Source organism: Pseudomonas sp. VA159-2, from assembly GCF_024126635.1.
GTDB classification, from domain to species: domain Bacteria; phylum Pseudomonadota; class Gammaproteobacteria; order Pseudomonadales; family Pseudomonadaceae; genus Aquipseudomonas; species Aquipseudomonas muyukensis.
Genome location: NZ_JAMYBV010000021.1, coordinates 1 through 25,199, shown reverse-complemented (window position 1 = coordinate 25,199; position 25,199 = coordinate 1). Strand labels below are relative to the sequence as shown.

20 protein-coding genes are annotated in these 25,199 nt (G+C 65.2%); 9 read left to right on the top strand and 11 right to left on the bottom strand.

From position 1 onward, the window contains the following. The first annotated feature begins 108 nt into the window (after positions 1 to 108). The 4 genes from NJG22_RS18725 to NJG22_RS18710 all read left to right on the top strand — a co-directional run bounded on the left by NJG22_RS18725 (position 109) and on the right by NJG22_RS18710 (position 4,966). The gene (locus NJG22_RS18725; RefSeq protein ID WP_253096551.1) at positions 109 to 1,323 is read left to right on the top strand and encodes a CmpA/NrtA family ABC transporter substrate-binding protein; all 1,215 of its coding nucleotides are present in this window, start codon (positions 109 to 111) and stop codon (positions 1,321 to 1,323) included. 10 nt (positions 1,324 to 1,333) lie between these two features. Further along, a complete protein-coding gene (locus NJG22_RS18720; RefSeq protein ID WP_253096548.1) occupies positions 1,334 to 1,909 on the top strand; it encodes an ANTAR domain-containing protein in 576 nt (191 codons plus the stop codon). 175 nt (positions 1,910 to 2,084) lie between these two features. Then, the gene (locus NJG22_RS18715) at positions 2,085 to 3,296 is read left to right on the top strand and encodes a nitrate/nitrite transporter (protein ID WP_253096547.1); all 1,212 of its coding nucleotides are present in this window, start codon (positions 2,085 to 2,087) and stop codon (positions 3,294 to 3,296) included. Beyond that, the gene (locus tag NJG22_RS18710; protein WP_253096546.1) at positions 3,296 to 4,966 is read left to right on the top strand and encodes a bifunctional protein-serine/threonine kinase/phosphatase; all 1,671 of its coding nucleotides are present in this window, start codon (positions 3,296 to 3,298) and stop codon (positions 4,964 to 4,966) included. The genes NJG22_RS18715 and NJG22_RS18710 overlap by 1 nt, the downstream gene beginning before the upstream one ends. Positions 4,967 to 5,084: 118 nt before the next feature. Here NJG22_RS18710 and NJG22_RS18705 read toward each other — a convergent pair whose 3' ends face one another. The 8 genes from NJG22_RS18705 to ppsA form a co-directional block, all read right to left on the bottom strand. Continuing rightward, on the bottom strand, positions 5,085 to 6,119 hold the full coding sequence (locus NJG22_RS18705) for an OmpA family protein (protein ID WP_253096545.1): 1,035 nt from the start codon (positions 6,117 to 6,119) through the stop codon (positions 5,085 to 5,087). Between the two features lie 110 nt (positions 6,120 to 6,229). Next, positions 6,230 to 6,796: an RNA polymerase sigma factor SigX gene (gene sigX / locus NJG22_RS18700; protein ID WP_046854750.1), complete on the bottom strand. Its 567-nt coding sequence runs from the start codon at positions 6,794 to 6,796 to the stop codon at positions 6,230 to 6,232. A 112-nt stretch (positions 6,797 to 6,908) separates the two neighbouring features. Then, positions 6,909 to 7,733: a mechanosensitive ion channel domain-containing protein gene (locus NJG22_RS18695; RefSeq protein WP_217853640.1), complete on the bottom strand. Its 825-nt coding sequence runs from the start codon at positions 7,731 to 7,733 to the stop codon at positions 6,909 to 6,911. Between the two features lie 2 nt (positions 7,734 to 7,735). Then, entirely contained in the window at positions 7,736 to 7,999 is a 264-nt protein-coding gene (locus NJG22_RS18690) for a CrfX protein (protein WP_253096544.1), read from the bottom strand. Between the two features lie 210 nt (positions 8,000 to 8,209). After that, positions 8,210 to 9,205 (bottom strand): zinc transporter ZntB, encoded by a 996-nt coding sequence (locus tag NJG22_RS18685; protein WP_217853638.1) that lies wholly within the window; start codon positions 9,203 to 9,205, stop codon positions 8,210 to 8,212. A gap of 25 nt (positions 9,206 to 9,230) precedes the next feature. Beyond that, complete coding sequence (gene rraA / locus NJG22_RS18680; protein WP_253096543.1) at positions 9,231 to 9,722, bottom strand: ribonuclease E activity regulator RraA; 492 nt, start codon at positions 9,720 to 9,722, stop codon at positions 9,231 to 9,233. 128 nt (positions 9,723 to 9,850) lie between these two features. Next, positions 9,851 to 10,843, bottom strand: a complete 993-nt coding sequence (locus NJG22_RS18675; protein ID WP_253096542.1) for an alpha/beta fold hydrolase — start codon at positions 10,841 to 10,843, stop codon at positions 9,851 to 9,853. Positions 10,844 to 10,999: 156 nt separating this feature from the next. Next, the gene (gene ppsA, locus NJG22_RS18670) at positions 11,000 to 13,375 is read right to left on the bottom strand and encodes a phosphoenolpyruvate synthase (RefSeq protein WP_217853635.1); all 2,376 of its coding nucleotides are present in this window, start codon (positions 13,373 to 13,375) and stop codon (positions 11,000 to 11,002) included. 178 nt (positions 13,376 to 13,553) lie between these two features. On the opposite strand from ppsA, the gene NJG22_RS18665 reads away from it, so the two are divergent. Next, positions 13,554 to 14,372 (top strand): pyruvate, water dikinase regulatory protein, encoded by an 819-nt coding sequence (locus NJG22_RS18665; protein WP_232882849.1) that lies wholly within the window; start codon positions 13,554 to 13,556, stop codon positions 14,370 to 14,372. A gap of 217 nt (positions 14,373 to 14,589) precedes the next feature. On the opposite strand, the gene NJG22_RS18660 is transcribed toward NJG22_RS18665, so the two are convergent. From NJG22_RS18660 to NJG22_RS18650, 3 genes are all read right to left on the bottom strand, one after another. Next, entirely contained in the window at positions 14,590 to 19,455 is a 4,866-nt protein-coding gene (locus NJG22_RS18660; protein WP_253096541.1) for an NAD-glutamate dehydrogenase, read from the bottom strand. A 266-nt stretch (positions 19,456 to 19,721) separates the two neighbouring features. Beyond that, positions 19,722 to 20,489 carry a GGDEF domain-containing protein gene (locus tag NJG22_RS18655; protein ID WP_253096540.1) on the bottom strand — a complete coding sequence of 256 codons (768 nt, stop codon included), beginning with the start codon at positions 20,487 to 20,489 and terminating at the stop codon, positions 19,722 to 19,724. A gap of 23 nt (positions 20,490 to 20,512) precedes the next feature. Next, entirely contained in the window at positions 20,513 to 20,710 is a 198-nt protein-coding gene (locus NJG22_RS18650) for a hypothetical protein (protein WP_217853632.1), read from the bottom strand. 177 nt (positions 20,711 to 20,887) lie between these two features. Between NJG22_RS18650 and NJG22_RS18645 the strand changes: the two genes are divergently transcribed. The 4 genes from NJG22_RS18645 to NJG22_RS18630 all read left to right on the top strand — a co-directional run bounded on the left by NJG22_RS18645 (position 20,888) and on the right by NJG22_RS18630 (position 24,844). Then, positions 20,888 to 21,241, top strand: coding sequence for a hypothetical protein (locus tag NJG22_RS18645; RefSeq protein WP_253096539.1), 354 nt, complete (start codon positions 20,888 to 20,890; stop codon positions 21,239 to 21,241). Between the two features lie 219 nt (positions 21,242 to 21,460). Further along, the gene (locus tag NJG22_RS18640) at positions 21,461 to 22,171 is read left to right on the top strand and encodes an FCD domain-containing protein (protein ID WP_253096538.1); all 711 of its coding nucleotides are present in this window, start codon (positions 21,461 to 21,463) and stop codon (positions 22,169 to 22,171) included. A gap of 105 nt (positions 22,172 to 22,276) precedes the next feature. Next, positions 22,277 to 23,470: an L-2-hydroxyglutarate oxidase gene (lhgO, locus tag NJG22_RS18635; protein ID WP_253096537.1), complete on the top strand. Its 1,194-nt coding sequence runs from the start codon at positions 22,277 to 22,279 to the stop codon at positions 23,468 to 23,470. 45 nt (positions 23,471 to 23,515) lie between these two features. After that, positions 23,516 to 24,844 (top strand): MFS transporter, encoded by a 1,329-nt coding sequence (locus NJG22_RS18630; RefSeq protein WP_253096536.1) that lies wholly within the window; start codon positions 23,516 to 23,518, stop codon positions 24,842 to 24,844. Positions 24,845 to 25,199 lie beyond the last annotated feature (355 nt).

Genomic DNA, 25,199 nt, shown 5'->3' with positions numbered 1-25,199 from the left:
TGTGTGAGGGGGCGATTATAGCCAGCGCGTCGCCACGGCGACAGGGCCATGGCACATGGGTTGCAAAGCCAACCTCGTGTCGCCACCTGTCAACGCCCGAGGAATGCCTTGAACACACCCCTCCCGACACTGCCGCTGGCCTGGGTCAACGGCAGCGATGCACCGGAAAAGCCCTGCCTGGACATCGGCTTCATGGCCCTGACCGACTGCGCCTCGGTGGTGGTCGCCGCCACCCAGGGCTTCGCCCAGCAACAGGGGCTGACCCTCAACCTGCGCCGCCAGGCCTCCTGGGCCGGCCTGCGCGACCGCCTGCACAGCGGCGAGCTGGACGCCGCCCATTGCCTGTATGGGCTGGTCTACGCCGTGCACCTTGGCGTGGGCGGCGGGCCGGCCTGCGCCCTGGCGGTACTCATGGGGCTGAACCAGAACGCCCAGGCCATCAACCTCTCCCCCACCCTGCAACGCCAGGGCGTGACCAGCGCCGAGGCACTGGCGCGGCGGGTGCACCAGGGTGGCGCACGCCTGTCCTTCGCCCAGACCTTCCCCACCGGCACCCACGCCATGTGGCTGTACTACTGGCTGGCCAGCCTGGGCGTGCATCCGCTGCGCGACATCGACAGCGTGGTGGTGCCACCGGCGCAGATGCGCGCCCACCTGCAGGCCGGGCGCATCGACGGTTTCTGCGTGGGCGAACCGTGGTCGGCCGACGCCGTCGCCCAGGGCCAGGGATTCACCCTGACCACCAGCCAGGCGATCTGGCCCGGCCACCCCGAGAAGGTCCTGGCCTGCACCCAGGACTTCGTCACGCATTACCCCAACACCGCGCGTGCGCTGATCCGCGCGGTTCTGGCCGCCGCCCGCTTCATCGAGCAGAGCCTGGACAATCGGCGTGGCACCGCGCAACTGCTCAGTGGCAGCGCCTATCTGGACAGCCCGCTGGGCAGCATCGAGCCGCGCCTGCTCGGCGACTACCAGGATGGCCTGGGCAATCGCTGGCACGACCCGCATGGCTTGCGCCTGTTCGACCAGGGCCGGGCCAACCTGCCTTATTTGTCCGACGGCATGTGGTTCATGACCCAGTTCCGCCGCTGGGGCATCCTGCGCGACGACCCGGACTACCTCGGCGTGGCACGCCAGGTCCAGCAACTGGTGCTGTACCGCGAAGCCGCCCAGGCCCTGGGCGTGCCCTGCGCCGACCCGCCCCTGCGCAGCAGCCTGCTGATCGATGGCAGCCGCTGGGACGGCAGCGACCCCCATGGCTATGCGCGCAGTTTCGCCCTGCACGCACTGGATACGACGCCGGCCCTGCGGGCTGGACGCTGAGGACGCGGACATGTTGCGCATCCTGCTGATCGACGACACCGAGAAAAAAGTCGGCCGCCTCAAGGCTGCCCTGGGCGAGGCCGGCTTCGAGGTGATCGAGGCCGGCAACCTGAGCATCGACCTGCCGGCCTGCGTCGAAACGGTGCGCCCGGACGTGGTACTGATCGATACCGAGTCACCTGGCCGCGATGTGATGGAGCAAGTGGTGCTGGTCAGCCGCGACCGCCCGCGGCCCATCGTGCTGTTCACCGACGAACACGACCCCGGAGTGATGCGCCAGGCGATCCAGGCCGGGGTCAGTGCCTATATCGTCGAGGGTATTCACGCTACGCGGTTACGACCGATCCTCGAGGTGGCCATGGCACGCTTCGAGGCCGACCAGGCCTTGCGCGCGCAATTGCTGGCCCGCGACCAGCAACTGGCGGAGCGCAAGCGTATCGAGCAAGCCAAAGGGCTGCTAATGAAGCTCAAGGACTGCAACGAAGAGCAGGCCTACACCCTGATGCGCCGCCAGGCCATGAGTCGCCAGCAAAAGCTCATCCAGGTGGCCGAACAGATCATTGCCATGTCCGAGATGCTGGGGTAGCGGTAACGTCACCGTGCCGGCGGAATGCCCAGGCGACATTGGCCCGCCTCTTGCTCTGAATACTTCGGTAGCCAACGGCGGCTGCCCCACTCCCCGACAAAGACGTCGCTCGCCCTTCCACGGCCGTGGACCGGGCAGCGGCGTCTTTGCGTTTGCGCGCCTAACGAGGTGTTCGATGAATACGAGCTTCTGGAAATCCGGGCATGTGCCCACCCTGTTCGCCGCTTTTCTGTACTTCGACCTGAGCTTCATGGTCTGGTACCTGCTCGGCCCCCTGGCGGTGCAGATTGCCGCCGACCTGCAACTGAGCGCACAACAACGGGGCCTGATGGTGGCCACACCGATTCTGGCCGGCGCGCTGTTGCGCTTTGCCATGGGCCTGCTGGTCGATCGCCTGTCGCCCAAGACGGCCGGGCTGTTCGGCCAGGTGGTGGTGATCCTTGCCCTGGCCTGCGCCTGGTACCTGGGTGTGCACAGCTACGAACAGGCGCTGCTGCTGGGGGTGTTCCTCGGCTTCGCCGGGGCCTCGTTCGCCGTATCCTTGCCGCTGGCCTCGCAGTGGTACCCGCCGCAGCACCAGGGCAAGGCCATGGGCATCGCCGGTGCCGGCAACTCCGGCACAGTGTTCGCCGCCCTGCTGGCCCCGGCCCTGGCCGCAGGCTTTGGCTGGAACAACGTGTTCGGTTTCGCCCTGCTGCCGCTGCTGCTGACCCTGGCGCTGTTCGCCCTGCTGGCGCGCAACGCCCCACGACGGCCCAGACCCAAGGCCATGGCCGATTACCTGAAGGCCTTGGGCGACCGTGACAGCTGGTGGTTCATGTTCTTCTACAGCGTCACCTTCGGCGGTTTCATCGGCCTGGCCAGCGCCCTGCCGGGCTACTTCAGCGACCAGTACAACCTAAGCCCGGTCACCGCCGGCTACTACACCGCCGCCTGCGTGTTCGCCGGCAGCCTGATGCGCCCATTGGGCGGAGCCCTGGCCGATCGCTTCGGCGGCATCCGCACCCTGTTGGCGATGTACGGCGTGGCTGCCGTGTGCATCGCCGCCGTCGGCTTCAACCTGCCCAGCGCGGTCGCGGCACTGGCCCTGTTCGTCAGCGCCATGCTCGGCCTGGGCGCCGGCAACGGCGCGGTGTTCCAGCTGGTGCCGCAGCGTTTTCGCGAGGAGATCGGCGTGATGACCGGGCTGATCGGCATGGCCGGTGGTATCGGCGGTTTCCTGCTCGCCGCCGGCCTGGGCGCGATCAAGCAACACAGCGGCGACTACCAGCTCGGCCTGTGGCTGTTCGCCAGCCTCGGCCTGCTGGCCTGGTTCGGCCTGCATGGCGTGAAGCAACGCTGGCGCACCACCTGGGGCTCGGCGGCCGTCACCGCGGCGCGGGTCTGATGAGCCTGCGCCTGCGCTTCGCCCAGGCCAGCGCCACCGGGCCGCGCGCGCAGAACCAGGACGCCCTGCGCCTGGTCACCCCCGCCCCAGAGCTGGCGGCCAGCAAGGGCTACCTGTGCGCGCTCGCCGACGGCGTCAGCCAGTGCGCCGACGGCGGCCTGGCGGCGCGGGCCAGCTTGCAGGCCCTGGCCCTGGACTACTACGCCACCCCCGCCACCTGGGGCGTGGCCCAGGCCCTGGACCGCCTGCTCAGCGCGCAGAACCGTTGGCTGCGCGCCCAGGGCAACGGCCAGCCACTGTTGACCACCCTCAGCGCCCTGGTGCTGCGTGGACGACGCTTTACCCTCGCCCATGTCGGCGACTGCCGGGTCTACCGTTGGCATGCCGGGCACCTGCAATGCCTGAGCGAAGACCACGTGTGGGACCAGCCCGGCATGCAGCATGTGCTCAAGCGAGCGCTGGGCCTGGACCAGCACCTGCTGGTCGACTACCTGGATGGCGAGCTGCACGAGGGCGAATGCTACCTGCTGCTCAGCGATGGTGTCTGGGCCAGTGTCGGCGACCAGCGCATCCAGGCGATCCTGCGTGAGCAAGCCGACCTGCAGGACGCCGCCGACACCCTGGTGGCCACCGCCCACCACAGCGGCAGCCAGGACAACGCCAGCGCCCTGCTGGTGCAGGTCGAGCAGTTGGGCGCAAGCAACCTCGGCGATACCCTGGCGCAACTGGGGCAGTGGCCCCTGCCTGGCGCACTGCGCGAAGGCCAGCGGATCGATGGCTGGCACGTACAAGGGCTACTGGCCCAGAGCCGACAGTCGTTGCTCTATCGGGTGCGCGATCAGCAAGGCCAGCCCTGGTTGCTGAAGACCTTGCCGCCAGGCCGTGAACACGAAACCGGGGCCGTCCAGGGCCTGCTATTGGAAGAGTGGTTCCTGCGCCGGGTTGCCGGCCGCCATTTCCCCGAAGCCCATCCGGCCAGCCAGCGCCAGTACCTGTACTACCTGATGCGCGAATATGCCGGCACGACCCTCGCCGCCCAGCTCGAAGCCCATGGCCCACTGCCCCTGGCGCAATGGCTGGAAATCGCTCGCCAGCTGCTGCAGGCGGTTGGCGCACTGCACCGGCGCAACTTGCTGCACCGCGACATCAAGCCGGAAAACCTGCACCTGGGCGACGATGGCCAATTGCGCCTGCTGGACTTCGGCCTGGCCTATTGTCCGGGGCTGTCCGAAGACCAACCCCACGCCCTGCCTGGCACACCTTCCTACCTGGCGCCGGAAGCCTTCGACGGCGCGCCGCCGAGCCCGCGCCAGGACCTGTATGCCGTCGGCGTGACGCTCTATCACCTGCTGACCGGCCATTACCCCTATGGCGAAGTGGAGGCCTTCCAGCGCCCGCGCTTCGGCAACCCGGTCAATGCCGGGCGCTATCGTCCCGACCTGCCGGAATGGTTGCAGCGCAACCTCGAGCAGGCGGTAACCGCCAACCCCGCACTGCGTTTCGAGACCGCCGAGCAGTGGTTGCTGTTGCTGGAGCGGGGAGATCGCCAGGAACTGGCCGAGCGGCCACGGCCGTTGCTGGAGCGCGAGCCGTTGAAGGTATGGCGCACGATTGGGTTGCTGTCGCTGCTGTTGAATCTGGTGTTGCTGCTGATAGTGCTCAAGCACTGAGCCCCCTACCCGCCCTGTAGGAGCAGCCGCTCCTACAAAGGGGTGAGGTCTCTCTGGAGAAATCGCAGGCAAAGAAAAACCCGGCCGAGGCCGGGTTTTTCGTGAAGCATCAAACCAATTACTTGGCCTGGGCTTCTACCTGAGCTTCTACGCGACGGTTAACGGCGCGGCCAGCGTCGGTGGCGTTGTCGGCGACCGGACGGGTCTCACCGTAGCCAACCGAGTCAACACGGCTCGATTCGATGCCGTACTGCTGGGTCAGGACCTGCTTGACAGCGTTGGCACGACGCTCGGACAGCTTCTGGTTGTAAGCGTCTGGGCCGACGGAGTCAGTGTGACCTTCCACGGTGGTGGTGGTCTGTGGGTACTGCTTCATGAAGTCAGCCAGGTTCTTGATGTCGCCGTAGCTGTTTGGCTTGACGACCGACTTGTCGAAGTCGAACTTGACGTCCAGCTCAACGCGAACGACTTCGGCAACAGCCGGGCAGCCATCAGCGTCAACGGTAACGTTGGCTGGGGTGTCAGGGCACTTGTCGACGTTGTCGCAGACGCCATCGTTGTCGCTGTCGGAGCAGACTTCGGCAACAGGAGCCGGAGCGGCTTCGGCTTGCTTCGGGCTACCGCCGAAGTTCAGGCCGATACCAACGCTCGGGGCCCACTCGGTGTCGCCCTGGTCGATGTTGTACTGGGCTTCGACGCCGGCACGGGCGTAGAACATGTCGGTGATGTACCACTTGGCGCCAGCGCCAACGTTGGCGAAGGTGGACTGGTTACGACCACCACGGCCGGTCTGGCCCAGCGACTGGTGGGAGAAACCAGCCGACACGTACGGACGGATGGCGTCGTACGGGTTGTTGAAGTGGTAGACAGCGTCCAGGGCGGTGTTCGAGCCCTTGATGTTCTTGCCGTCGTCGCCACGGGCGTTGTGGACTTCGTCGTAACCCAGACGCAGTTCAACGTCGTCGGTCAGGAAGTAACCGATCGAGCCGCCGAACAGGTTGCCGTCGTTCTTGAAGTCACGCTGGCTGTCGAAGAATTCTTTCTTGTAGAAGCCTTCGACTTCTACAGCGCCGGTGCCTTGTGCCATAGCGCCAATCGAGGTGGCGGCTACGAGCGAACCAATGGCCAGGCCCAAGGTGTTTTTCAATTTCATCCGTTAAATCCCCATCTGGTGATAGTTAAGCGGTCCCACCAACATCCGGGGGACAACTCGACGGCAAGTCTAGCAGAACTTGCCGGTTGGTTAGAGGTATTTGCAGGCGACTAAGTTTCAGCCACCCCTGCAAATTTCTCTCTAAGCTTGTCGAGCGCACGCTTGTAGCGCATTTTCGTGGCGCTCAGGCCCATGTGCATGATGTCGGCGATCTCCTGGAATTCCAGCTCTGCGACAAAACGCAGCACCAGGATTTCCCGGTCGATCGGGTTCACATGCACGAGCCACTTGTCCAGCCCGCCTTTCTCCTCCGGCTTCGGTGCCTTGTCCTCGGACGCCTCTTCGACAGGGTCCAGGCTCAGGGCATCCATCAATCGGCGCTTGCGACGCTCCTTGCGGTACTGGGTGATGCATTCGTTGTAGGTAATGCTGTAGAGCCAGGTCTTGAACTTGGACTTGCCCTCGAAGTTCTTCAACCCGTAGAGCACCTTGAGCATGACCTCCTGACAGACATCATCGGCATCCCGGTCGTTTCCCAGGTACCTTGCGCAGACGTTGAACAGCGTGCGCTGGTAGCGCCGCATGAGCTCCTCATAGGCGCGGGTAACGTGAAACAGCTCCTCATGCGAACGCGCCACCAACTCCTCGTCGGTGAGCTCTCGGGGGTCATAGCGCATGGGCGGCGAATGAACTTTATTCAAAACGGATCTGGCCGACAGTCAGGTCAATGTCGCCGCTCGGCCCCGTGGGCCGATTTCGCGGCGGCATACATTAACAGCTTTTGTGCGGTTAGCGGCTATTCACGCGCTGCTCGAGCAGCTCGCGATTGGCCAGCGACACCAGTTCACCCTCATCGGTCAGCACGGTGGTCTTGACCGTGCCGATCTCCTCGATGTGCCCCTCGACCTCGCCAATGCGCACTTGCTGGCCGACCTGGTACAACTCGCGCACGTAGATCCCGGCCAGGATCTGCCCGGCGATTTCCCGGCTGCCCAGGCCCATCGCCAGGGCAACGGCCAGACCAACGGTAATCAAACCGATGACGATCACGTGGTTCAGCAGGTCGGTCTTGACCTCCAGCTGGCTGATCGCCACCGAGATGCTGATGATGATCACCAGGCCCTGGACGATCCGCCCGACGCCAGCGGCGTATTCCAGGCCGATACCTTCGGCGGCGCCGCGCACCAGGCCGTTGGCCAACTGCGCCAGCAGCACGCCAGCCAGCAGCACCAGCGCCGCGCCGAATACCTTGGGCAGGTACAGGGCGAGCATGTCGAGGGTCGCCGAGACCCGCTCAAGGCCCAGGGATTCCGCGGCCGAGACCAGGAAGATCAACAGCACGAACCAGTATACGATCTTGCCGATCAGGGTCGAGATCGGCACCTGGATACCCACCCGGGCGAGCATCTTGGTCAAGCCGGTGCCGCTCATCAGGCGGTCCAGGCCGAACTTGGCCAGCACCTTGGACAACAGGGTGTCGAGCAGCTTGGCCACGACGAAACCGAGCAGCACCACGACCAGCGCGCCGAACAGGTTGGGGATGAAGTTCGCCACCTTGGTCCAAAGGGCAGTCATGGCGGTGACCAGGCTCTGGGTCCAGAGATCGAGTTCCATATTCAATCGGCCTTATCTGCTTTGCTGCCGGCGGCAGGCTTGCGGGTAGAGTTGCGACGCACCGGCGCGACATGCGCCGAGCCATTGTTCACGGCGATCAGCAGCGCCTGGCTCCAACGGCCAAGCAAGCTGAACAGATCGCCCGCGCCAACCTGGCGGTTGGCGGTCTTGAGCACGCGACCCAGGCAGGCGGCGTCGTCGCGGGTCTCGCCGGACGGCGACGCCTTGAGCAGGTCGCGCAAGGATTCTTCAAACGGATCGTGCATGGGCACCTCGCGCAATGTCAGTCAAAGACGAGGGCTGGTGACGACGGGTCACACCTGCCACTGGGACGAATGTTTCAAATTGCCTCAGCTGGCCACGACTCAGGGGCCGCTGCGCAGTCCATCGCGACACAAGGCCGCTCCCACAGGCAAGCGCGATCCCTGTAGGAGCGGCCTTGTGTCGCGATGGGCTGCGCAGCAGCCCCTTCGATGTCAAACCCACCGCAACCGCCGGAACAGCAACCACTGCCCAACCGCCAGCCCCAGCACGATCAAGCTGGCGAACAAGAAGCCATAGGGGCTGTCGGCGCCCGGAATACCGCCGACATTGATGCCCAGCAGCCCGGTGATGAAGCTCATGGGCAGGAAGATGCAGGTGATGATGCCAAAGCGGTACATGGTCCGGTTCATCCGCTCGCTGCGGCGCCGGTCCTCGCTCTCCAGCACCAGCGCGGCGCGCTCGCGGGCCAGCTCGAGCTCCTCGAGGTAACGGATCAGGCTGTTGTTCAATTCGTTCCAGTAGTCGCTGTCGGGGTCGGCGAACCAGCTGCACTTGTTGCGCGACAACTGGGCATAGATATCCCGCTGCGGGGCGAGGAAACGGCGCAAGCCAGCGGCGCGGCGGCGGATCTGCTGCAGGCTGCCTTGTTCCGGGGCATACCGTTCGTCGGACTCTACCTTCTCTTCCTCTACATCGACCGCTTCCGACAGGTCGCTGACCAGAGCCTGGACCTTTTCGGTGAGCAACTCGGCCATCAGCAACAGCAGCTCGGCGGCCGATTTAGGCCCCCTGCCCTCGTCTAGCTGCTGGAGCACCTCGTCACTGGCGCGCAAGGGCCGCAGGCGCAGCGAGATGACCCGCCGCGCCTCGGCGAAGATACGCACAGAGACCATGTCCTCGGGCTCGGCCCCGGGGTTGAGGTTGACCCCGCGCAGGAACAGCAGCATCTGTTCGTTGGCCATCTGCAACAGACGCGGACGGGTGTTCTCCTCCAGCAGCAGGTCGCAGGCGAACTCGCTCAGGCCACTGTCATGCAGCAGCCAGCCACGGGTTTGCGGGTGACTGCGGTCCCAGTGCAGCCAGAGGCTTTCCTCGGCCTGCAATTGCAGGCCGTCCAGTTCGGTACGGGCGATCGAACGCGCGCCGCCCTTGCCGTCGAGCACCAGGGCATGCACCAGCCCCCATTGCGCGTTGTCTTCCTCGAACATCAAAGCTCCATCAGCGGGCAACGCGTCATTCAGGCATTTTCAGCGGGCTTGGCGAGACGATCACACCGTTGTTGTCGGCATACAGGTACTCACCCGGGCGGAAGGTGACGCCAGCGAAGGTCACCGCCACGTCGAGGTCGCCGATGCCGCGCTTGTCGGTCTTCATCGGGTGGCTGGCCAGGGCCTGCACGCCGACATCGGTCTGGATCAGCACATCGACATCACGCACGCAGCCGTAGATCAGCAGGCCTTCCCAGCCGTTCTTGGCGGCCTTTTCGGCGAGCATGTCACCCAGCAGCGCGCGGCGCAGCGAGCCGCCGCCATCGACCACCAGGACCTTGCCCCTGCCGTCGAGCTCGACCTGCTCCTTCACCCGCGAGTTGTCCTCGAAGCACTTGATGGTGACGATCTGGCCGCCGAACGAATCACGGCCACCGAAGTTGCTGAACATGGGTTCGAGCACCTGCACCAGGTCCGGGTAGGCGTCGCACAGGTCGGGCGTTACGTAATGCTGCATGGGAAACTCCTGTCAGTCACAACGAAAGCGGGTGTGCCAGCAAGGCTACACCGCAGGAGGGCTGGCAGTCATCCGAGACCGGTGGGTCATGGCATTTTTATCGCCCGCCCCCGCGATGGGACGCACCTTCAATTGGCGGGCACCGGCGCCATCACCACGGTCGAGGCATGCACCGGCAACAGCGGATCGCGCAACCAGCGCTCCACCAACGGCCAGACCTGGGCCTGGGCGGCCTTGCTGACCAGCATGTCGACATGCCCGAAAGCCTCGAAGCCCTCCTCGCGCCCCAGGCGCAGGAACTGCTTGCTGTCGCCGCCCAACTGGTCGAACAGTTTGCGGCAGGCCCACACCGGGTCCTGGAAGTCCCCGGCGCCAGCCACCGCCAGCACCGGCAGCGCCACGTCGGCGAGCCCCGCCCACCAGTCGCGGTCCTTGTCGCCGAAGCGACCGAACAAGCCATTCCAGCGCAGGCTTTCCAGGGCCAGGCCAATCGGCTCGTCCTCGGGGCCGCGCTTGAGCCGCGAACCGGAAATCTGCGCGAAACGCTTGAGCAGCAGACGCGCGCCCCACTCCACCGGCGGCACCTTCAACGGCCAGTACACCCGGCTGACCTGGGTACCGAAGAAGGCCGCGCTGGCCACCTGCCCGGGCGCCAGGCAACCGCTGCCCAAGGCTGCCGCCAGGGTGGTGCCACCGAGGGAATGGCCAACCCAGTGCGGCGCCTGCCCGGCCTGCTCCTGGACGAACGCGGCGATCACCGGCAGGTCGTAGCGCGCATAGTCGGCCACACGGTTCTGCCGCCATTCGCGGTTGCGCGGCGACAGGCCGTGGCCGCGCATCTCGGGGATCCAGACATCGAACCCGGCGCGAGCCAGGTAGGCGCCCAGGCCGATGCCCTTGGGCGAATACCAGAAGCGCCGGTTGGAAAAACTGCCATGCACAAGAACGACCGGCACGCCCTGGGCGCGGCCCTGGTCGGCCAGCCCCAGGCGGGTGACGGCCAACTCGACGCTCGGGTCCGGGCTGTTGCCGGCCTTGATCCGGTAGACGTCTTCGCTGAGGTCGCCGCGGCGCTCGGCGCTGAGCAACGCGACGGGAAATTGGGTGCTGCTGCTTTGCATGGGTCACGCACTTCTAGGAGATAAAAACGTGGGAGCGGGCTTGCCCCGCGATGGCATCAGGCCAGGTGACACTAGTGTCAGCGCTGACGCCATCGCGGGGCAAGCCCGCTCCCACGATTCGATACAGGGGCGCTGCACGCGCCCCTGATCAGTACATCAGGCCGCGCCCTGGCCTTCGGCCAGGAAGAACCAGGTCTCGAGCACCGAGTCCGGGTTCAGCGACACGCTCTCGATCCCCTGCTCCATCAGCCACTTGGCCAGGTCCGGGTGGTCCGACGGGCCCTGGCCGCAGATGCCGATGTACTTGCCGGCCTTGTTGCACGCGGCGATGGCGTTGGCCAGCAGCTTCTTGACCGCCGGGTTACGCTCGTCGAACAGGTGGGCGATGATGCCGGAGTCGCGGTCCAGGCCCAGGGTCAGCTGGGTCAGGTCGTTGGAACCGATGGAGAAGCCGTCGAAGTACTCCAGGAACTCGTCGGCCAGCAGCGCGTTGGATGGCAGCTCGCACATCATGATCACGCGCAGGCCATTATCGCCGCGGGCCAGGCCGTTCTCGGCAAGCAGGTCGACGACCTGGCTGGCCTCGCCCAGGGTGCGCACGAACGGCACCATGATCTCGACGTTGGTCAGGCCCATCTCGTTGCGCACGCGCTTCAGCGCACGGCACTCGAGCTCGAAGCAGTCGCGGAACGACTCGCTGATGTAGCGCGAGGCACCGCGGAAGCCCAGCATCGGGTTTTCTTCTTCCGGCTCGTAGAGCTTGCCGCCGATCAGGTTGGCGTACTCGTTGGACTTGAAGTCCGACAGGCGCACGATGACTTTTTTCGGGTAGAAGGCCGCGGCCAGGGTGCTGATGCCTTCGACCAGCTTCTCGACATAGAAGCCGACCGGATCGTCGTAGCCGGCAATGCGCTTGTCGACGCTGTCTTTGAGCTCCGGCGGCAGCCCGGCGTAGTTCAGCAGCGCCTTGGGGTGCACGCCGATCATGCGGTTGATGATGAATTCCAGGCGCGCCAGGCCGACCCCGGCGTTGGGCAACTGGGCGAAGTCGAAGGCGCGGTCCGGGTTGCCGACGTTCATCATGATCTTGAATGGCAGCTCCGGCATGGCATCGACCGAGTTCTGCTTGATGTCGAAGCCCAGCTCGCCCTCGAAGATGAAGCCGGTGTCGCCTTCGGCGCAGGACACGGTGACGCCCTGGCCGTCCTTGAGCACCTGGGTGGCGTTGCCGCAACCGACCACCGCCGGGATGCCCAGCTCACGGGCGATGATCGCCGCGTGGCAGGTACGTCCGCCACGGTTGGTGACGATGGCGCTGGCGCGCTTCATCACCGGCTCCCAGTCCGGGTCGGTCATGTCCGAGACCAGCACGTCGCCGGGCTGGACCTTGTCCATTTCCGATACGTCGTTGATCACGCGGACCTTGCCAGCACCGATGCGCTGGCCAATGGCGCGGCCTTCGACCAGCACGGTGCCCTTTTCCTTGAGCAGGTAGCGCTCCATGACATTGGCGCTGGCGCGGCTCTTCACGGTCTCGGGACGGGCCTGGACGATGTACAGCTTGCCATCGTCACCGTCCTTGGCCCATTCGATGTCCATCGGCCGCTGGTAGTGCTGCTCGATGATCATCGCCTGCTTGGCCAGCTCGTTGACTTCGTCGTCGCTCAGGCAGAAGCGCGCGCGCTCGGCGCGGTCGACCTCGACGGTCTTGACCGAACGACCGGCCTTGGCTTCGTCGCCGTAGACCATCTTGATCGCCTTGCTGCCCAGGTTGCGGCGCAGGATCGCCGGGCGCCCGGCTTGCAGGGTCTGCTTGTGGACGTAGAATTCGTCCGGGTTGACCGCGCCCTGCACCACGGTTTCGCCCAGGCCGTAGGCGCCGGTGATGAACACCACGTCGCGAAAGCCCGACTCGGTGTCGAGGGTGAACATCACCCCGGCGGTGCCGGTTTCGGAGCGGACCATGCGCTGCACGCCAGCGGACAGGGCGACCAGCTTGTGGTCGAAGCCCTGGTGCACGCGGTAGGCGATGGCGCGGTCGTTGAAGAGGGAGGCGAAGACTTCCTTGGCCGCGCGGATGACGTTATCGACGCCGCGGATGTTGAGGAAGGTCTCCTGCTGGCCGGCGAAGGAGGCGTCCGGCAGGTCTTCGGCGGTGGCCGACGAGCGCACGGCAACGGCCATGTTGTCGTTGCCCTTGGACATCTCGGCGAAGGCGGTACGGATTTGCGAATCGAGGCGAGCCGGGAACTCGGCCTCCATCACCCACTGGCGGATCTGTGCGCCGGTCTTGGCCAGGGCGTTGACGTCGTCGACGTCCAGTGCGTCGAGCGCGGCGTGGATGCGCTCGTTCAGGCCACTCTGTTCGAGGAAGTCACGGTACGCCTGAGCCGTAGTGGCAAAGCCGCCCGGCACCGAGACGCCGGCACCGGCAAGATTGCTGATCATCTCGCCCAGGGATGCGTTCTTGCCCCCCACATGCTCTACATCATGGACGCCGAGCTTATCGAGGGAAACTACGTACTCTACCAAGGTGATCTCTCCACTAACTGTATTGGAAAAGCTCAAGGGCGCCCGCCTGCCGGAATGACTGGGCCGGACGCTTGTGGCCTGGACCTGGAAAATAAGTGAGAATGCCGAGCAACCGCGTTCGGCAAACCGAACCTATCATATCCAGAAATCTTCGGCAGCTTAAGGCCCCCAGGTGCAAATGAAACGAACCGCGTTCTTCATCTCCGACGGTACCGGCATCACTGCAGAAACGCTGGGCCAGAGCCTGCTCGCACAATTCGAGAGCATTCCGTTCAATAAATTCACGCGCCCCTACATCGACACGCTGGACAAGGCCCGGGCCATGGTCCAGCAGATCAACGCCGCGGCCGAGCGCGACGGGGTGCGTCCGATCATTTTCGACACCATCGTCAACCAGGACATCCGTGAGGTCATGGCCACGTCCAATGGCTTCATGATCGACATCTTTTCCACGTTTTTATCCCCGCTCGAGCAAGAATTGACCGCCCATTCGTCGTATTCCGTGGGCAAATCCCACTCCATCGGCGGCAACTCCAACTACATGGAGCGCATCGAGGCGGTCAACTTCGCCCTGGACAACGACGATGGCGCGCGCACCCACTACTACGACAAGGCCGACCTGATCCTGGTGGGCGTGTCGCGCTGCGGCAAGACGCCGACCTGCCTGTACATGGCCATGCAGTTCGGCATCCGCGCGGCCAACTACCCGCTGACCGAGGACGACATGGAGCGCCTGCAACTGCCAGCGGTGCTGAAGAAGCACCACAACAAGCTGTTCGGCCTGACCATCGACCCTGACCGCTTGACCGCCATTCGCCACGAGCGCAAGCCCAACAGCCGCTATTCGAGCTTCGCCCAATGCGAGTTCGAAGTGCGCGAGGTGGAGAACCTGTTCCGCCGCGAGAACATTCCCAACATCAATTCCACGCATTTTTCGGTGGAAGAGATTTCGGCGAAGATCCTCGTGGAAAAAGGCGTGGAGCGGCGGTTCAAGTAGACCTGCATAACCCTCAAGGCCTGCGCGGTCCCTGTAGGAGCGGCCTTGTGTCGCGAAAGGGGTGCGAAGCGCCCCCATGATTTGTGCCTCAATCGGATATTGCCGGGGCTGCTGTGCAGCCCTTTCGCGACACAAGGCCGCTCCTACAGAGACTGCGCAAGCGCCAAATGAAAAGCCCCGGCATTACTGCCGGGGCTTTTTCATTTCAGCGCGAAGATCAGGACGGCACCACCGTCGCCTGCCCGCTCATCGCCAGGTCGACCAGCTCGCGGTTGGCCACCGCGTACATCGCATAGTCGGTGCCGGTGGCGTTGCGCAGGTCGTCGAGCATGGCGCGCCAGCGCTCGACCATCACCCGGTGCTGCTCGCACCACAGGGCCACGCGAGCGTCCATGTCGTCCGGCGCATCGGCCATCTGCAACACCGAGATGGTGATCGCCCTTTGCTGCAGGTCGATATCGTCGCGGAACGCCTCGCGAGCCAGGGCCTGCCAGTTGTTCTCCACCGGCAGGTTGCTGATTTCCTGCAGGTACCAGGTCAGGTCCAGCGAGCTGCCCACGGCGAAGAACGCCTTGGCCACCTGCGCCGGGTCGTGGCCGGTGACATCCGAGGCCTCGATGATCGGCAGCAGGGTGTACAGGTGGGTAGTCCCCGCCACCATGCGCGCCAACAGCTCGGGCACACCGGCCTCGACGAAGCCCTGGTAGCGAACCATCCAGCGCTCGCGGGTCGGGCCTTCGAGCAGCTCGTCGAGCTTCAGGCCCAACTGGGCGATCTTCGGCCCGAAGTGGGCCACGTCACGCCCGGCATCCTGCTCGTTGCGCCGGCTGCGCAGGAACCAGCGGGTCGCACGGCGGCCCAGGCGCATCAGCTCGTCCATCAGGGTCAGCTGGATCTCGGCTGGAACCTGGTAGTCCAGGGCCTCGATCTGGCGGAACCAGTGCGGCAGGTGGAAGATGTCGCGCACGATCACGTAGGCACCCGCCACGTTGGCCGGGCTCATGCCGGTCGACTCCTTCAGGCGCTGGACAAAGGTGATGCCCATGTTGTTGACCAGGTCGTTGGCGATCTGGGTGCTGACGATCTCGCGCTTGAGGCGGTGGCGGCGCATGGCGTCGGCGAACTTGCTGACCAGCGACGGCGGGAAGGCAGTCTCCATGTCGCGGGTCAGGTAGTCGTCGTCCGGCACCAGCGACTTGAGCAGTTGCTCCTTGAGGTCGATCTTGCTGTAGGAGATCAGCACCGACAGTTCCGCGCGAGTCAGGCCCTGGCCGGCGGCCAGGCGCTCGGCCAACTGCTCCTCGGTGGGCAGGAACTCGATGGCGCGGTCCAGCTTGCCACGGGCCTCGAGGTCAGCCATCAGGCGCTTGTATTCGGCGATCCGCTCGCGGGCGCGGCGCGCCGCCAGCGACAACGCCTGCGTCTGCTTGTAGTTGTTGCCCAGCACCAGGCCGGCGACTTCGTCGGTCATGCTGCCCAGCAGCTGGTTGCGCTGCTTCTCGGTCATGTCGCCACCCTGCACCACTTCGTTGAGCAGGATCTTGATGTTGACCTCGTGGTCGGAGCAGTCCACGCCACCGGCGTTGTCGATGAAGTCGGTGTTGGTGGCGCCGCCATGCAGGCCGAACTCGACCCGGCCGAGCTGGGTCATGCCGAGGTTGCCGCCCTCGCCCACCACCTTGCAGCGCAGTTCGTTGCCGTTGACGCGCAAGGCGTCGTTGGCCTTGTCGCCGACATCGGCGTGGCTTTCGCTGCTGGCCTTGACGTAGGTACCGATACCGCCGTTCCACAGCAGGTCCACCGGCGCCTGCAACAACGCGTGCAGCAGCTCGGTGGGGGTCAGGCGGTCGGCCTCGATGGCGAAGCGCTCTTTCATCTGCGGGCTGATGGCGATGCTCTTGGCACTGCGCGGGAAGATCCCGCCGCCTTCGGACATGATGCTGGTGTCGTAGTCGCTCCAGGCCGAACGCGGCAGGTCGAACAGGCGCTTGCGCTCGACGAAGCTGGTGGCAGGGTCCGGGTTCGGGTCGACGAAGATGTGCAGGTGGTTGAATGCGGCCACCAGTTGTAGCTTGTCGGACATCAGCAGGCCGTTGCCGAACACGTCGCCGGCCATGTCGCCGACCCCGACCACGGTGATCGGGTCTTCCTGCACATTGATGCCGCGCTCGCGGAAGTGGCGCTGCACGCCGACCCAGGCACCACGGGCGGTGATGCCCATCTTCTTGTGGTCGTAGCCGGCCGAGCCGCCCGAGGCGAACGCATCGCCCAGCCAGAAGCCGTAGTCGATGGCGATGCCGTTGGCGATGTCGGAGAAGGTCGCGGTGCCCTTGTCCGCCGCCACCACCAGGTAGGGGTCGTCGTCATCGTGACGCACCACGTTGGCCGGGGGCACCACGCCGCCGTCCTTGAGGTTGTCGGTGATGTCGAGCAGGCCGCTGATGAAGATGCGGTAGCACGCCACGCCTTCGGCGGCGATCTCGTCGCGGCTACCGCCCAGTGGCAGGCGTCGCGGCAGGAAGCCGCCCTTGGCGCCGACCGGCACGATCACCGAGTTCTTCACCTGCTGGGCCTTGACCAGGCCCAGCACCTCGGTGCGGAAGTCTTCTTCGCGGTCCGACCAGCGCAGGCCGCCACGGGCAACATTGCCGAAGCGCAGGTGCACGCCCTCGACCCGTGGCGAATAGACGAAGATCTCGAACTTCGGTACCGGCTTCGGCAGCTCGGGGATCAGCTTGGGGTTGAACTTGAAGCTGAAGTACGACTTGTTCTGGCCGTTCGCATCCGGCTGGTAGAAGTTGGTGCGCAGGGTGGCCTTGATCAGGTCCAGGTAGCGACGCAGGATGCGGTCCTCGTTGAGCACCTGGACGTCGTCCAGGGCGGTGAGGATCGCCTGCTCCAGGCGCTGCTGCTTGTCGTCGAGGTCGTCCTGGGTGAGCTTGCGCGCCAGGTAGAAGCGGGTCTTGAACAACCGGGTCAGCTCGCGGGCGATGTCGGTGTGGTTGTTCAGGGTGCTGGCGATGTAGCCCAGGTCGAAGCCCAGGCGAATCTGCTTGAGGTAGCGGGCGTAGGCGCGCAGCAGCGCCACGTCACGCCATGGCAGGCCGGCGGTCAGCACCAGGCGGTTGAAGGCGTCGTTCTCGGCGTCGCCCTTGACGATATGGACGAAGGCGTCCTGGAAGGTGTCGTTGAGCTGCTGGATATCCAGGTTGAGGCCTTCGCTGTAGGTGAAGGCGAAATCGTGGATCCAGAACTCGCGCCCACTGGCGTGGCGCAGCCGATACGGGAACTCGCCGAGCACGCGCAGGCCAAGGTTTTCCAGGATCGGCAGCACATCCGACAGCGCCAGCGGCGTGTCGGCGTGGTACAGCTTGCAGTGCAACTGGCGCTCACCGAGCTGGGTCAACGGCTGGTAGAAGCTCATGGCCAGCGGCTTGGCTTCGGACAAGCCCAGCACATGCTGCATGTCGACCACCGCCGAATGGGCGGCGAAACGCTCGCGGTAACCGGCCGGGAAGCCCTTGGGGAAGTCGGCGAGGATGTTGGTGCCCTGGGCTTCGCCAAAGTTCTCCACCACCAGCGCCGAGAAGTCGTCCTGCCACGAGCGGCAGGCCTGGATCACTTCGTTTTCCAGCTGCTGCGGGTCGATGTCGATGCGATTTTTCGGGTCGACCCGCAGAATCAGCTGCACCCGGGCCAGCACCGATTCGGAGAAGAAGGTCCAGAACTCGCAGTCGGTGGCCTTCAGCCGCTCCATCAGTACCTGCTGGATCTTCTGCCGCACTTCGGTGGAGTAGATCTCGCGCGGCACGTAGGCCAGGCAGTAGCAGAAGCGGCCGTACGGGTCCTTGCGCAGGAACACGCGGATCTTGTTGCGCTCCTGGATCTGCACGATCGACATGGCGGTGTTGAACAGCTCGTCGACCGGGGTCTGGAACAGGTCGTCGCGCGGCAGCACCTCGAGCACCTGGGCCAGCTCCTTGCCCAGGTGGGCCTTGGCGTCGAAGTGCGAGCGGCGCTCGACCTCGGCGACCTTGCCGCGGATGTAGGGGATGGTGTGCACGCTTTCGCCATACACCGACGAGGTGTACAGGCCCATGAAGCGGCATTCCTTGACCACCTTGCCGTCCTGGTCGATCTGGCGGATCGACACGTAGTCCGGGTAGGCCGGGCGGTGCACGCGGCTCGGCTGCGATGCCTTGGCGAACGACAGCAGGCGCGGCTCGCGCAGGTAGGCGACGGCGTAGTCCTCGATGCGCAGGTCGTCGGCGCCCAGGCCTGCGCGCAGCAGGCGGGCCAGGCCCAGGAACGAGTCTTCGTCGTAGACCAGGTGGCCACCGGCGGCGTCGGCCTCGACGGTGAATTCCTCGTAGCCGAGGAAGGTGAAATGGTTGTCCAGCAGCCACGCCAGGAAGCTCTTCACCTCGGCCTTGTCGTTTTGCGCCGGGCCGAAGGCGTTGCCCTCGACCAGCTCCAGCAGCTCGCGGATCTTGGCCTTCATCGGCTCGAAGTCGGCGACCACGCCGCGCACTTCGGCCAGCACCTGTTCCAGTTCCTTGGCCAGGGTGCTGAGCTCGGCGGCGTTGGCGCAGCGGTCGATCTCCAGGTACATCAGCGATTCATGGCCAATGCCCTCGCCCTGGGTGCCCTTGGGCAGCAGTTCGACCAGCTCGCCCTTGGCCCCGCGGCGCACGCTGAGCACGGTGGTCTGCAGGGTGTGGATGCTGTAGCCGCGACGGTTGAGCTCGGTGCGCACCGAGTCGACCAAAAACGGCAGGTCGTGGTGCAGCACCTCGACCACGGTGTGGGTCGACTGCCAGCCGTGGCGTTCGTAATCGGGGTTGTAGACCCGCACTTGCGGGTGCTGGGGGTCGAAGCGCTCGATGATGCGCCAGGCGGACAGCGTGCAGCCGGCCAGGTCCGACAGCCTGCGCTGAGTAAGTTCGTCCAGAGAGATGATGCCGAAGAACTGCTCGGCGAACAGTGCCACTTGTGGCAGGGACTGCTCGCTGATGTGCTGCGCCAGGGCCGCTTGCAGTTGATGCTGGAAGTCGGCTTTGCTGGCTGCGGTGAAGAACGCCATCTGTGGTACTCCGCTTGGGCTTTGTTATAGGTGAAGCGTCGCGTACGTGCGCCGTGTACGGATCAACGATAGCCAACCCGTAGCAGCCGGACGGTAAACCAGGCGTTGGACGTGGCGACACGTCCATCTGTTCCAGGGATGGGCATCTGCAAAGCCGACAGCCGGATGGCGGTGGCTTTACGGGTGTCCATCGACTGGGCAGCTTAACGACTGAGCGGTCACCACGGCTTGCAGCCCTGCGACATATTCGGTCAGAACGTGTCCCCTCAGTTGGCCGAACAGGACGATTCGCACAACGCCCGCTGATAACGCGACTTGCCCTGGGCCTTGGCGGCGAGCATCGCGCTGTCGGCGCTGGCCAGCAGGCGCCGGGCTTCACAGCCCTGCCCCAGGCAGGCGGCGATGCCAATGCTGACGCCAATGCGCAGCCCCGGCAGTTCCTCGGCCAGGGCCAGCCCGGCCACCGCGATCAGCCGCTCGCACAAGGCATCGACCTGTGCGCCACTGGCCTGGGTGATCAGCACGAACTCATCGCCGCCCAGCCGCGCCAGCACATCCCCGGCCCGCAACGTGCGCTCCCAGCCCTGGGCCACGGCCCGCAGCACCTGGTCGCCAAGGTCATGGCCGTGGCCGTCGTTGACCTGCTTGAAGCCGTCCAGGTCGAGGTACAGCAGGGTGAACGCGCGCCGCCCCTCCAGCTGCTGGGCCAGGGCGCAGTCAAAACCGCGGCGATTGAGCAGCCCGGTCAGTTCGTCGTGGCCCGAGGCATGCTCCAACCGCGACAGCAGCCTGGAACGCACCTGCATGGTGGTTTTCAGGCGCACCGCGATGATCACCAGGCATAGCAGCAACGCCAGGCTCAGCACCACGCCGGCGACAAACCAGGCGTACGAAGCGATGCCCAGCTGCGCCCGGTGCAGCCAGACGAACACCAGCATCCCGGCCATGCCCAACCAGGCACAGCAGGAGAGCGCCACCAAGGCGACGAAGCGCTGGCGCAGATGACGAACCAGCTGTTGCTGACGGACTTCCAAGATTTCCCCTTGCGCCGTGGCGGTCAGTGAATGCGCTTGCTGGGTGGGGCCTGGGGCAGCGGCGCGCGGCCCCGGGCCAGTTCGGCGGCGGCGATCTCGATCACCTCGACATAGGTCTTGCCGTACCAGCCCATCAGTTCCCGCAGGCTCTCGGTGAACTCGTCGCCATGCGACGGGGCCTCGTCCGACTGGCTGGATGCTGTCGTCTTCCTGTGTGCCACCTTCGCTCCCGATCCGCGGCCCCATGCCGCTACGCCGCCACCCTAGGGCCCGCGCAGCGGGGCGTCCAATCGAAAGTAGCGAAGCGCCGATCAGGGCGCTCTATCGACGCACCGCTGGCCGCGTGCCAGACAGCGCGGTAGCATGCGTCGCATCATCCCGGACACTGGTCGACCCCCATGCAACTGAAAACCGCCCTGCTCTTCGCCACCCCTTGCGACGACGAGGAAGACAACATGGCGACCCTGTGCTGCCACAGCGACAAGGGGCAGATGTTCCTGCTGACCCGCTACCCGGACGAGGACACCGTCGACCTGACCCTGGACGACGAGCCGTCGACCCTGGACGGGCTGAAGGTGACCCTGAGCGCCGAGCGCCTGTTGATCGAGGTGGCGCCGGGGGATCGCGATGCGCTGAAGGGGGATGAGTCGCTGGAAATCGTCCTGACCAGTACCGGGACCGACCTGGAGGAAGTGGCGCTGACCTTGCGCAATATCCTTGCCGGCACCGGCACGTTCGTGTCCATGCTCTGAGCCAAGACATCGCCCCTTGTAGGAGCGGCCTTGTGTCGCGAAAGGGGTGCGTAGCGCCCCCCATATTTTGTGCATCAAGCCGATATCACCGGGGCCGCTATGCGGCCCTTTCGCGACACAAGGCCGCTCCTACAGGGAGCGCGCAAGGCTTCGGGACATTGACAGGCCACTCTCGACACAGGCATTGTCTGACAACCTGACTTGAAAGAACCTTTGTCCATGCTCGAGCTCCAGCGCCCCGACACCCTCGTCGAACGCGTCGTCGGCGCCATCCGCGCCGAAATCGATTCCGGCCGCCTGGCCGCCGAATCGCGCCTGCCCACCGAACAGCAACTGGCCGAACAGCTCAACGTCAGTCGCTCGGTGGTACGCGAGGCGGTGGCCCAGCTCAAGGCCGACGGGGTGCTGATCGCCCGCCGCGGGCTCGGCTCGTATATCTCACAGACCCCCAGCGGCACGGTATTCCGCTTCCCTGGCAGCCAGGGGCGCACACCGGACCTGGTGCAGATGTTCGAGATGCGCCTGTGGATCGAGACCCAGGCCGCCGCCATCGCCGCCCGCCGCCGCGACGCCGACGACCTCAAGCGCATGGACGCGGCCCTGGGCACCATGGAAGACCCGCGCAGCGACTTTGCCAGCGCCTCGGCCGCCGATGTGGCCTTCCACCGTGCCATTGCCGAAGCCAGCAAGAACGACTATTTCGTCGCCTTCCATGATTTCCTCGGCGGCCAGCTGGCCGCCGCGCGCCGCACCGCCTGGGAAAACTCCGCCACTGCGGCGGTGGGCGGTTCGGCCGATGCCCTGCGCGAGCACCGAGCGCTGTACCAGGCCATCGCCGCCGGCGACCGCCAGGCGGCGGCGGCCTGTGCCGAAGCGCACCTGCGCGCCTCGGCGCAACGCCTGAAACTCGACCTCCCCGCCCTCGACTGACCCCGGAGAAAACCCCATCGCAGCCTGGCGAGGCTTTCACGCGCACTAGTTAGTCTGACAACCTGATAAGCAGATTCACCGACAAGAATTCCAAGGTACAACTGCATGACCTACGACTACTGCATCATCGGCGGCGGCATCGTCGGCCTCGCCACTGCCATGGCCCTGCTCGCCCAGCGTCCCGGCGCCTCGTTGCTGATTCTCGAGAAGGAGGCCAGCCTCGGCCGCCACCAGACCGGCCACAACAGCGGCGTGATCCATGCCGGCATCTACTACGCCCCGGGCAGCCTCAAGGCCGAGCTGTGCAAGCGCGGCGCCCAGGCCACCAAGGACTTCTGCCGCGAGCATGGCATCGCCTTCGAGGTCTGCGGCAAGCTGCTGGTGGCCTCCAACGACCTGGAGGTGCAGCGCATGCAGGCGCTGTACCAGCGCTCGCAGCACAATGGCCTGAAAGTCGAGCGCCTGGATGCCGGCGCCCTGCGCGAACGGGAGCCGAACATCGTCGGCAAGGGCGCGTTGTTCCTCGATGCCACCGGCATCGTCGACTACACCCAGGTGTGCGACGCCATGGCCAAGGTGATCCGCCAGGCCGGCGGCGAGGTGCGGCTGTGCACCGCCGTGCGCGCCATCCAGGAGCATGCCGACCACGTCGCCATCGGCACCGACAGCCACACTTGGCGCGCTCGCCAGCTGGTGGCCTGCGCCGGGTTGCAGTCCGACCGCCTGGCGCGCCTGGCCGGGGTGCAGATCGACCACCAGATCATCCCCTTCCGCGGCGAGTACTACCGCCTGCCGGCCAGCAAGAACCAGATCGTCAACCACTTGATCTACCCGATCCCCGACCCTGAGCTGCCGTTCCTCGGCGTGCACTTGACCCGCATGATCGACGGCAGCGTCACCGTCGGCCCCAACGCGGTACTCGGGTTCGGCCGGGAGAACTACCGCAAGTTCGCGGTGAACTGGCGCGACGTGGCCGAGTACGCAGGCTTCCCAGGCTTCTGGAAAACCCTCTGGAACAACCTGGGTTCCGGCACGCGCGAGATGAAGAACTCGCTGTTCAAGCGCGGCTACCTGGAGCAGTGCCGCAAGTACTGCCCGTCGCTCGAGGTCGCGGACCTGCTGCCTTATGAGGCCGGCATCCGCGCCCAGGCGGTGATGCGCGACGGCAGCCTGGTGCATGACTTCCTGTTCGCCGAGACCCCGCGCATGGTGCATGTGTGCAATGCGCCGTCACCTGCCGCCACCTCGGCCATCCCCATCGGCCAGATGATCGCCGAAAAGATCCTCAAGGCCCGCTGATCCACCCGCTGCACCCACAATTACAAAGACAACAAGGAAAACCCCATGTCGGTACACGAGGCGGCCCTGGCCGCGAGCGAAACCCCCGAACAGCAACGCAAGCGCCTGCGCAAGGTGGCAGCGGCGACCATCTTCGGCTCGATGCTGGAGTGGTATGACTTCTACTTGTACGCCACCATGGCGGCGATCGTCTTCTCGAAGGTCTTCTTCGACCCGAGCAACCCGGCGGTGGCCTCGTTGCTGGCGTTCTCCACCTTCGCCATCGGCTTCATCGCCCGTCCGTTCGGTGGCGTGCTGTTCGGCTACCTGGGCGACCGCTTCGGGCGCAAGCACGTGCTGGTGATCACCTTCTGCATGATGGGCCTGTGCACCATGCTGATCGGTTTGATCCCCGGCTACGCCACGATCGGCATCTGGGCGCCGATCCTGCTGGTGATCATCCGCATCATCCAGGGCCTGGGCGCTGGCGCCGAACTGTCGGGCGCGGCGGTTACCTCGTATGAGCACGCCAGCGAAGGCAAGCGCGGCAGCCAGGGTGCCTGGCCGGCGCTGGGGCTGAACCTGGGCCTGCTGTTGTCGTCGCTGACGGTGTACCTGCTGACCATGAACGGCAACGAGTTCCTGCTGGCTGGCGGCTGGCGCATCCCGTTCATCGCCAGTATCGCCCTGGTGGCGGTGGGCCTGTGGGTGCGCAAGAGCATCCCGGAGACGCCGGACTTCAAGGAGCTGGGCCAGGCCGATGACAAGCCGCAGGTGTCGCCGCTCAAGCTGTTGTTCAGGAACGATCTCAAGGGGCTGGCGGTGGTGTTCTTCGTGGCCGTGGGCTACAACGCCCTGAGTTATATCTTCAAGACGTTCTCGTTGGCCTACCTGACCCAGTTCAAGGGTGTCGAGGCGCATGTCACCTCGCTGTCGGTGACCTTGGCCAGCCTGGTGGCGATCTTTGCCGTGCCGTTCTTTGGCTGGTTGTGCGACAAGTGGAGCAGCAAGACAGTGCTGATGCTCGGTGGCGTGCTGTCGGCGTTGTTTGCGTATCCGTTCCTGCATTTGCTGTCGACTGGCGAGCCGTTGTTGATCTATGTGGCCATTGCCGTGGGCACAGGGATTCTTGCGCCGATGATGTTCGCCCCGCAGGGGTCGTTCCTCAGCCGGCAGTTTCCGACGCAGACGCGTTCGTCCGGGTTCGGCACCGGGCGCGAGGTGGGCACCGCGGTGGCGGGCGGACTGGCGCCGTTGGGTGGGTTGGCGTTGGTGGCGGGTTCGGCGACCCACTCCACCGATGGGGTGACGTTGATCCTGGCGGTGGCGGGGGTGTTGGTCGTGGTGTTTGCGTTCTTTGACCAGGGCTGGCGGCATTCGAAGGCGAAGAACTAAATGCCGCCGCGATTTGAATCTTGATCTTGATCGAAGAATGGAGCGCCAACGGCTTTGGATACTTTGGTCGCGGACGGCGTGTTGCGGCCAAAGTAACCCGCCGCAGTTTACACCTGTAGGAACCCACGTTGACCGACTTTGAATTTAAATTTTAATTTCAGAGCGTGGGTTTTGAAAGTTATATGCGCATTTATTGGCTATATCGACGCACAGTCACCTTTTCGCCTTTACGGCGACCTCCTTTTGCACGCGGGCAAAAGGAGGCAAAAACCGCTCGCTCCATTCATCCGGCCCCTACGCTTCGCTCCGGGGTTCCCTCGCTCCGTTCTTGCTCCCGTGGGTACCGCGCTGTAGG

Coding starts and splice junctions, on each gene's coding strand:
- NJG22_RS18710 (WP_253096546.1), top strand. CDS start 3,296: ATGAGCCTGCGCCTGCGCTTCGCCCAGGCCAGCGCCACCGGGCCGCGC.
- NJG22_RS18715 (WP_253096547.1), top strand. CDS start 2,085: ATGAATACGAGCTTCTGGAAATCCGGGCATGTGCCCACCCTGTTCGCC.
- NJG22_RS18665 (WP_232882849.1), top strand. CDS start 13,554: ATGAAACGAACCGCGTTCTTCATCTCCGACGGTACCGGCATCACTGCA.
- NJG22_RS18675 (WP_253096542.1), bottom strand. CDS start 10,843: ATGCAAAGCAGCAGCACCCAATTTCCCGTCGCGTTGCTCAGCGCCGAG.
- rraA (WP_253096543.1), bottom strand. CDS start 9,722: ATGCAGCATTACGTAACGCCCGACCTGTGCGACGCCTACCCGGACCTG.
- NJG22_RS18705 (WP_253096545.1), bottom strand. CDS start 6,119: ATGAAATTGAAAAACACCTTGGGCCTGGCCATTGGTTCGCTCGTAGCC.
- NJG22_RS18690 (WP_253096544.1), bottom strand. CDS start 7,999: ATGCACGATCCGTTTGAAGAATCCTTGCGCGACCTGCTCAAGGCGTCG.
- sigX (WP_046854750.1), bottom strand. CDS start 6,796: ATGCGCTATGACCCCCGAGAGCTCACCGACGAGGAGTTGGTGGCGCGT.
- NJG22_RS18720 (WP_253096548.1), top strand. CDS start 1,334: ATGTTGCGCATCCTGCTGATCGACGACACCGAGAAAAAAGTCGGCCGC.
- lhgO (WP_253096537.1), top strand. CDS start 22,277: ATGACCTACGACTACTGCATCATCGGCGGCGGCATCGTCGGCCTCGCC.
- NJG22_RS18640 (WP_253096538.1), top strand. CDS start 21,461: ATGCTCGAGCTCCAGCGCCCCGACACCCTCGTCGAACGCGTCGTCGGC.
- NJG22_RS18685 (WP_217853638.1), bottom strand. CDS start 9,205: ATGTTCGAGGAAGACAACGCGCAATGGGGGCTGGTGCATGCCCTGGTG.
- NJG22_RS18695 (WP_217853640.1), bottom strand. CDS start 7,733: ATGGAACTCGATCTCTGGACCCAGAGCCTGGTCACCGCCATGACTGCC.
- NJG22_RS18630 (WP_253096536.1), top strand. CDS start 23,516: ATGTCGGTACACGAGGCGGCCCTGGCCGCGAGCGAAACCCCCGAACAG.
- NJG22_RS18660 (WP_253096541.1), bottom strand. CDS start 19,455: ATGGCGTTCTTCACCGCAGCCAGCAAAGCCGACTTCCAGCATCAACTG.
- NJG22_RS18645 (WP_253096539.1), top strand. CDS start 20,888: ATGCAACTGAAAACCGCCCTGCTCTTCGCCACCCCTTGCGACGACGAG.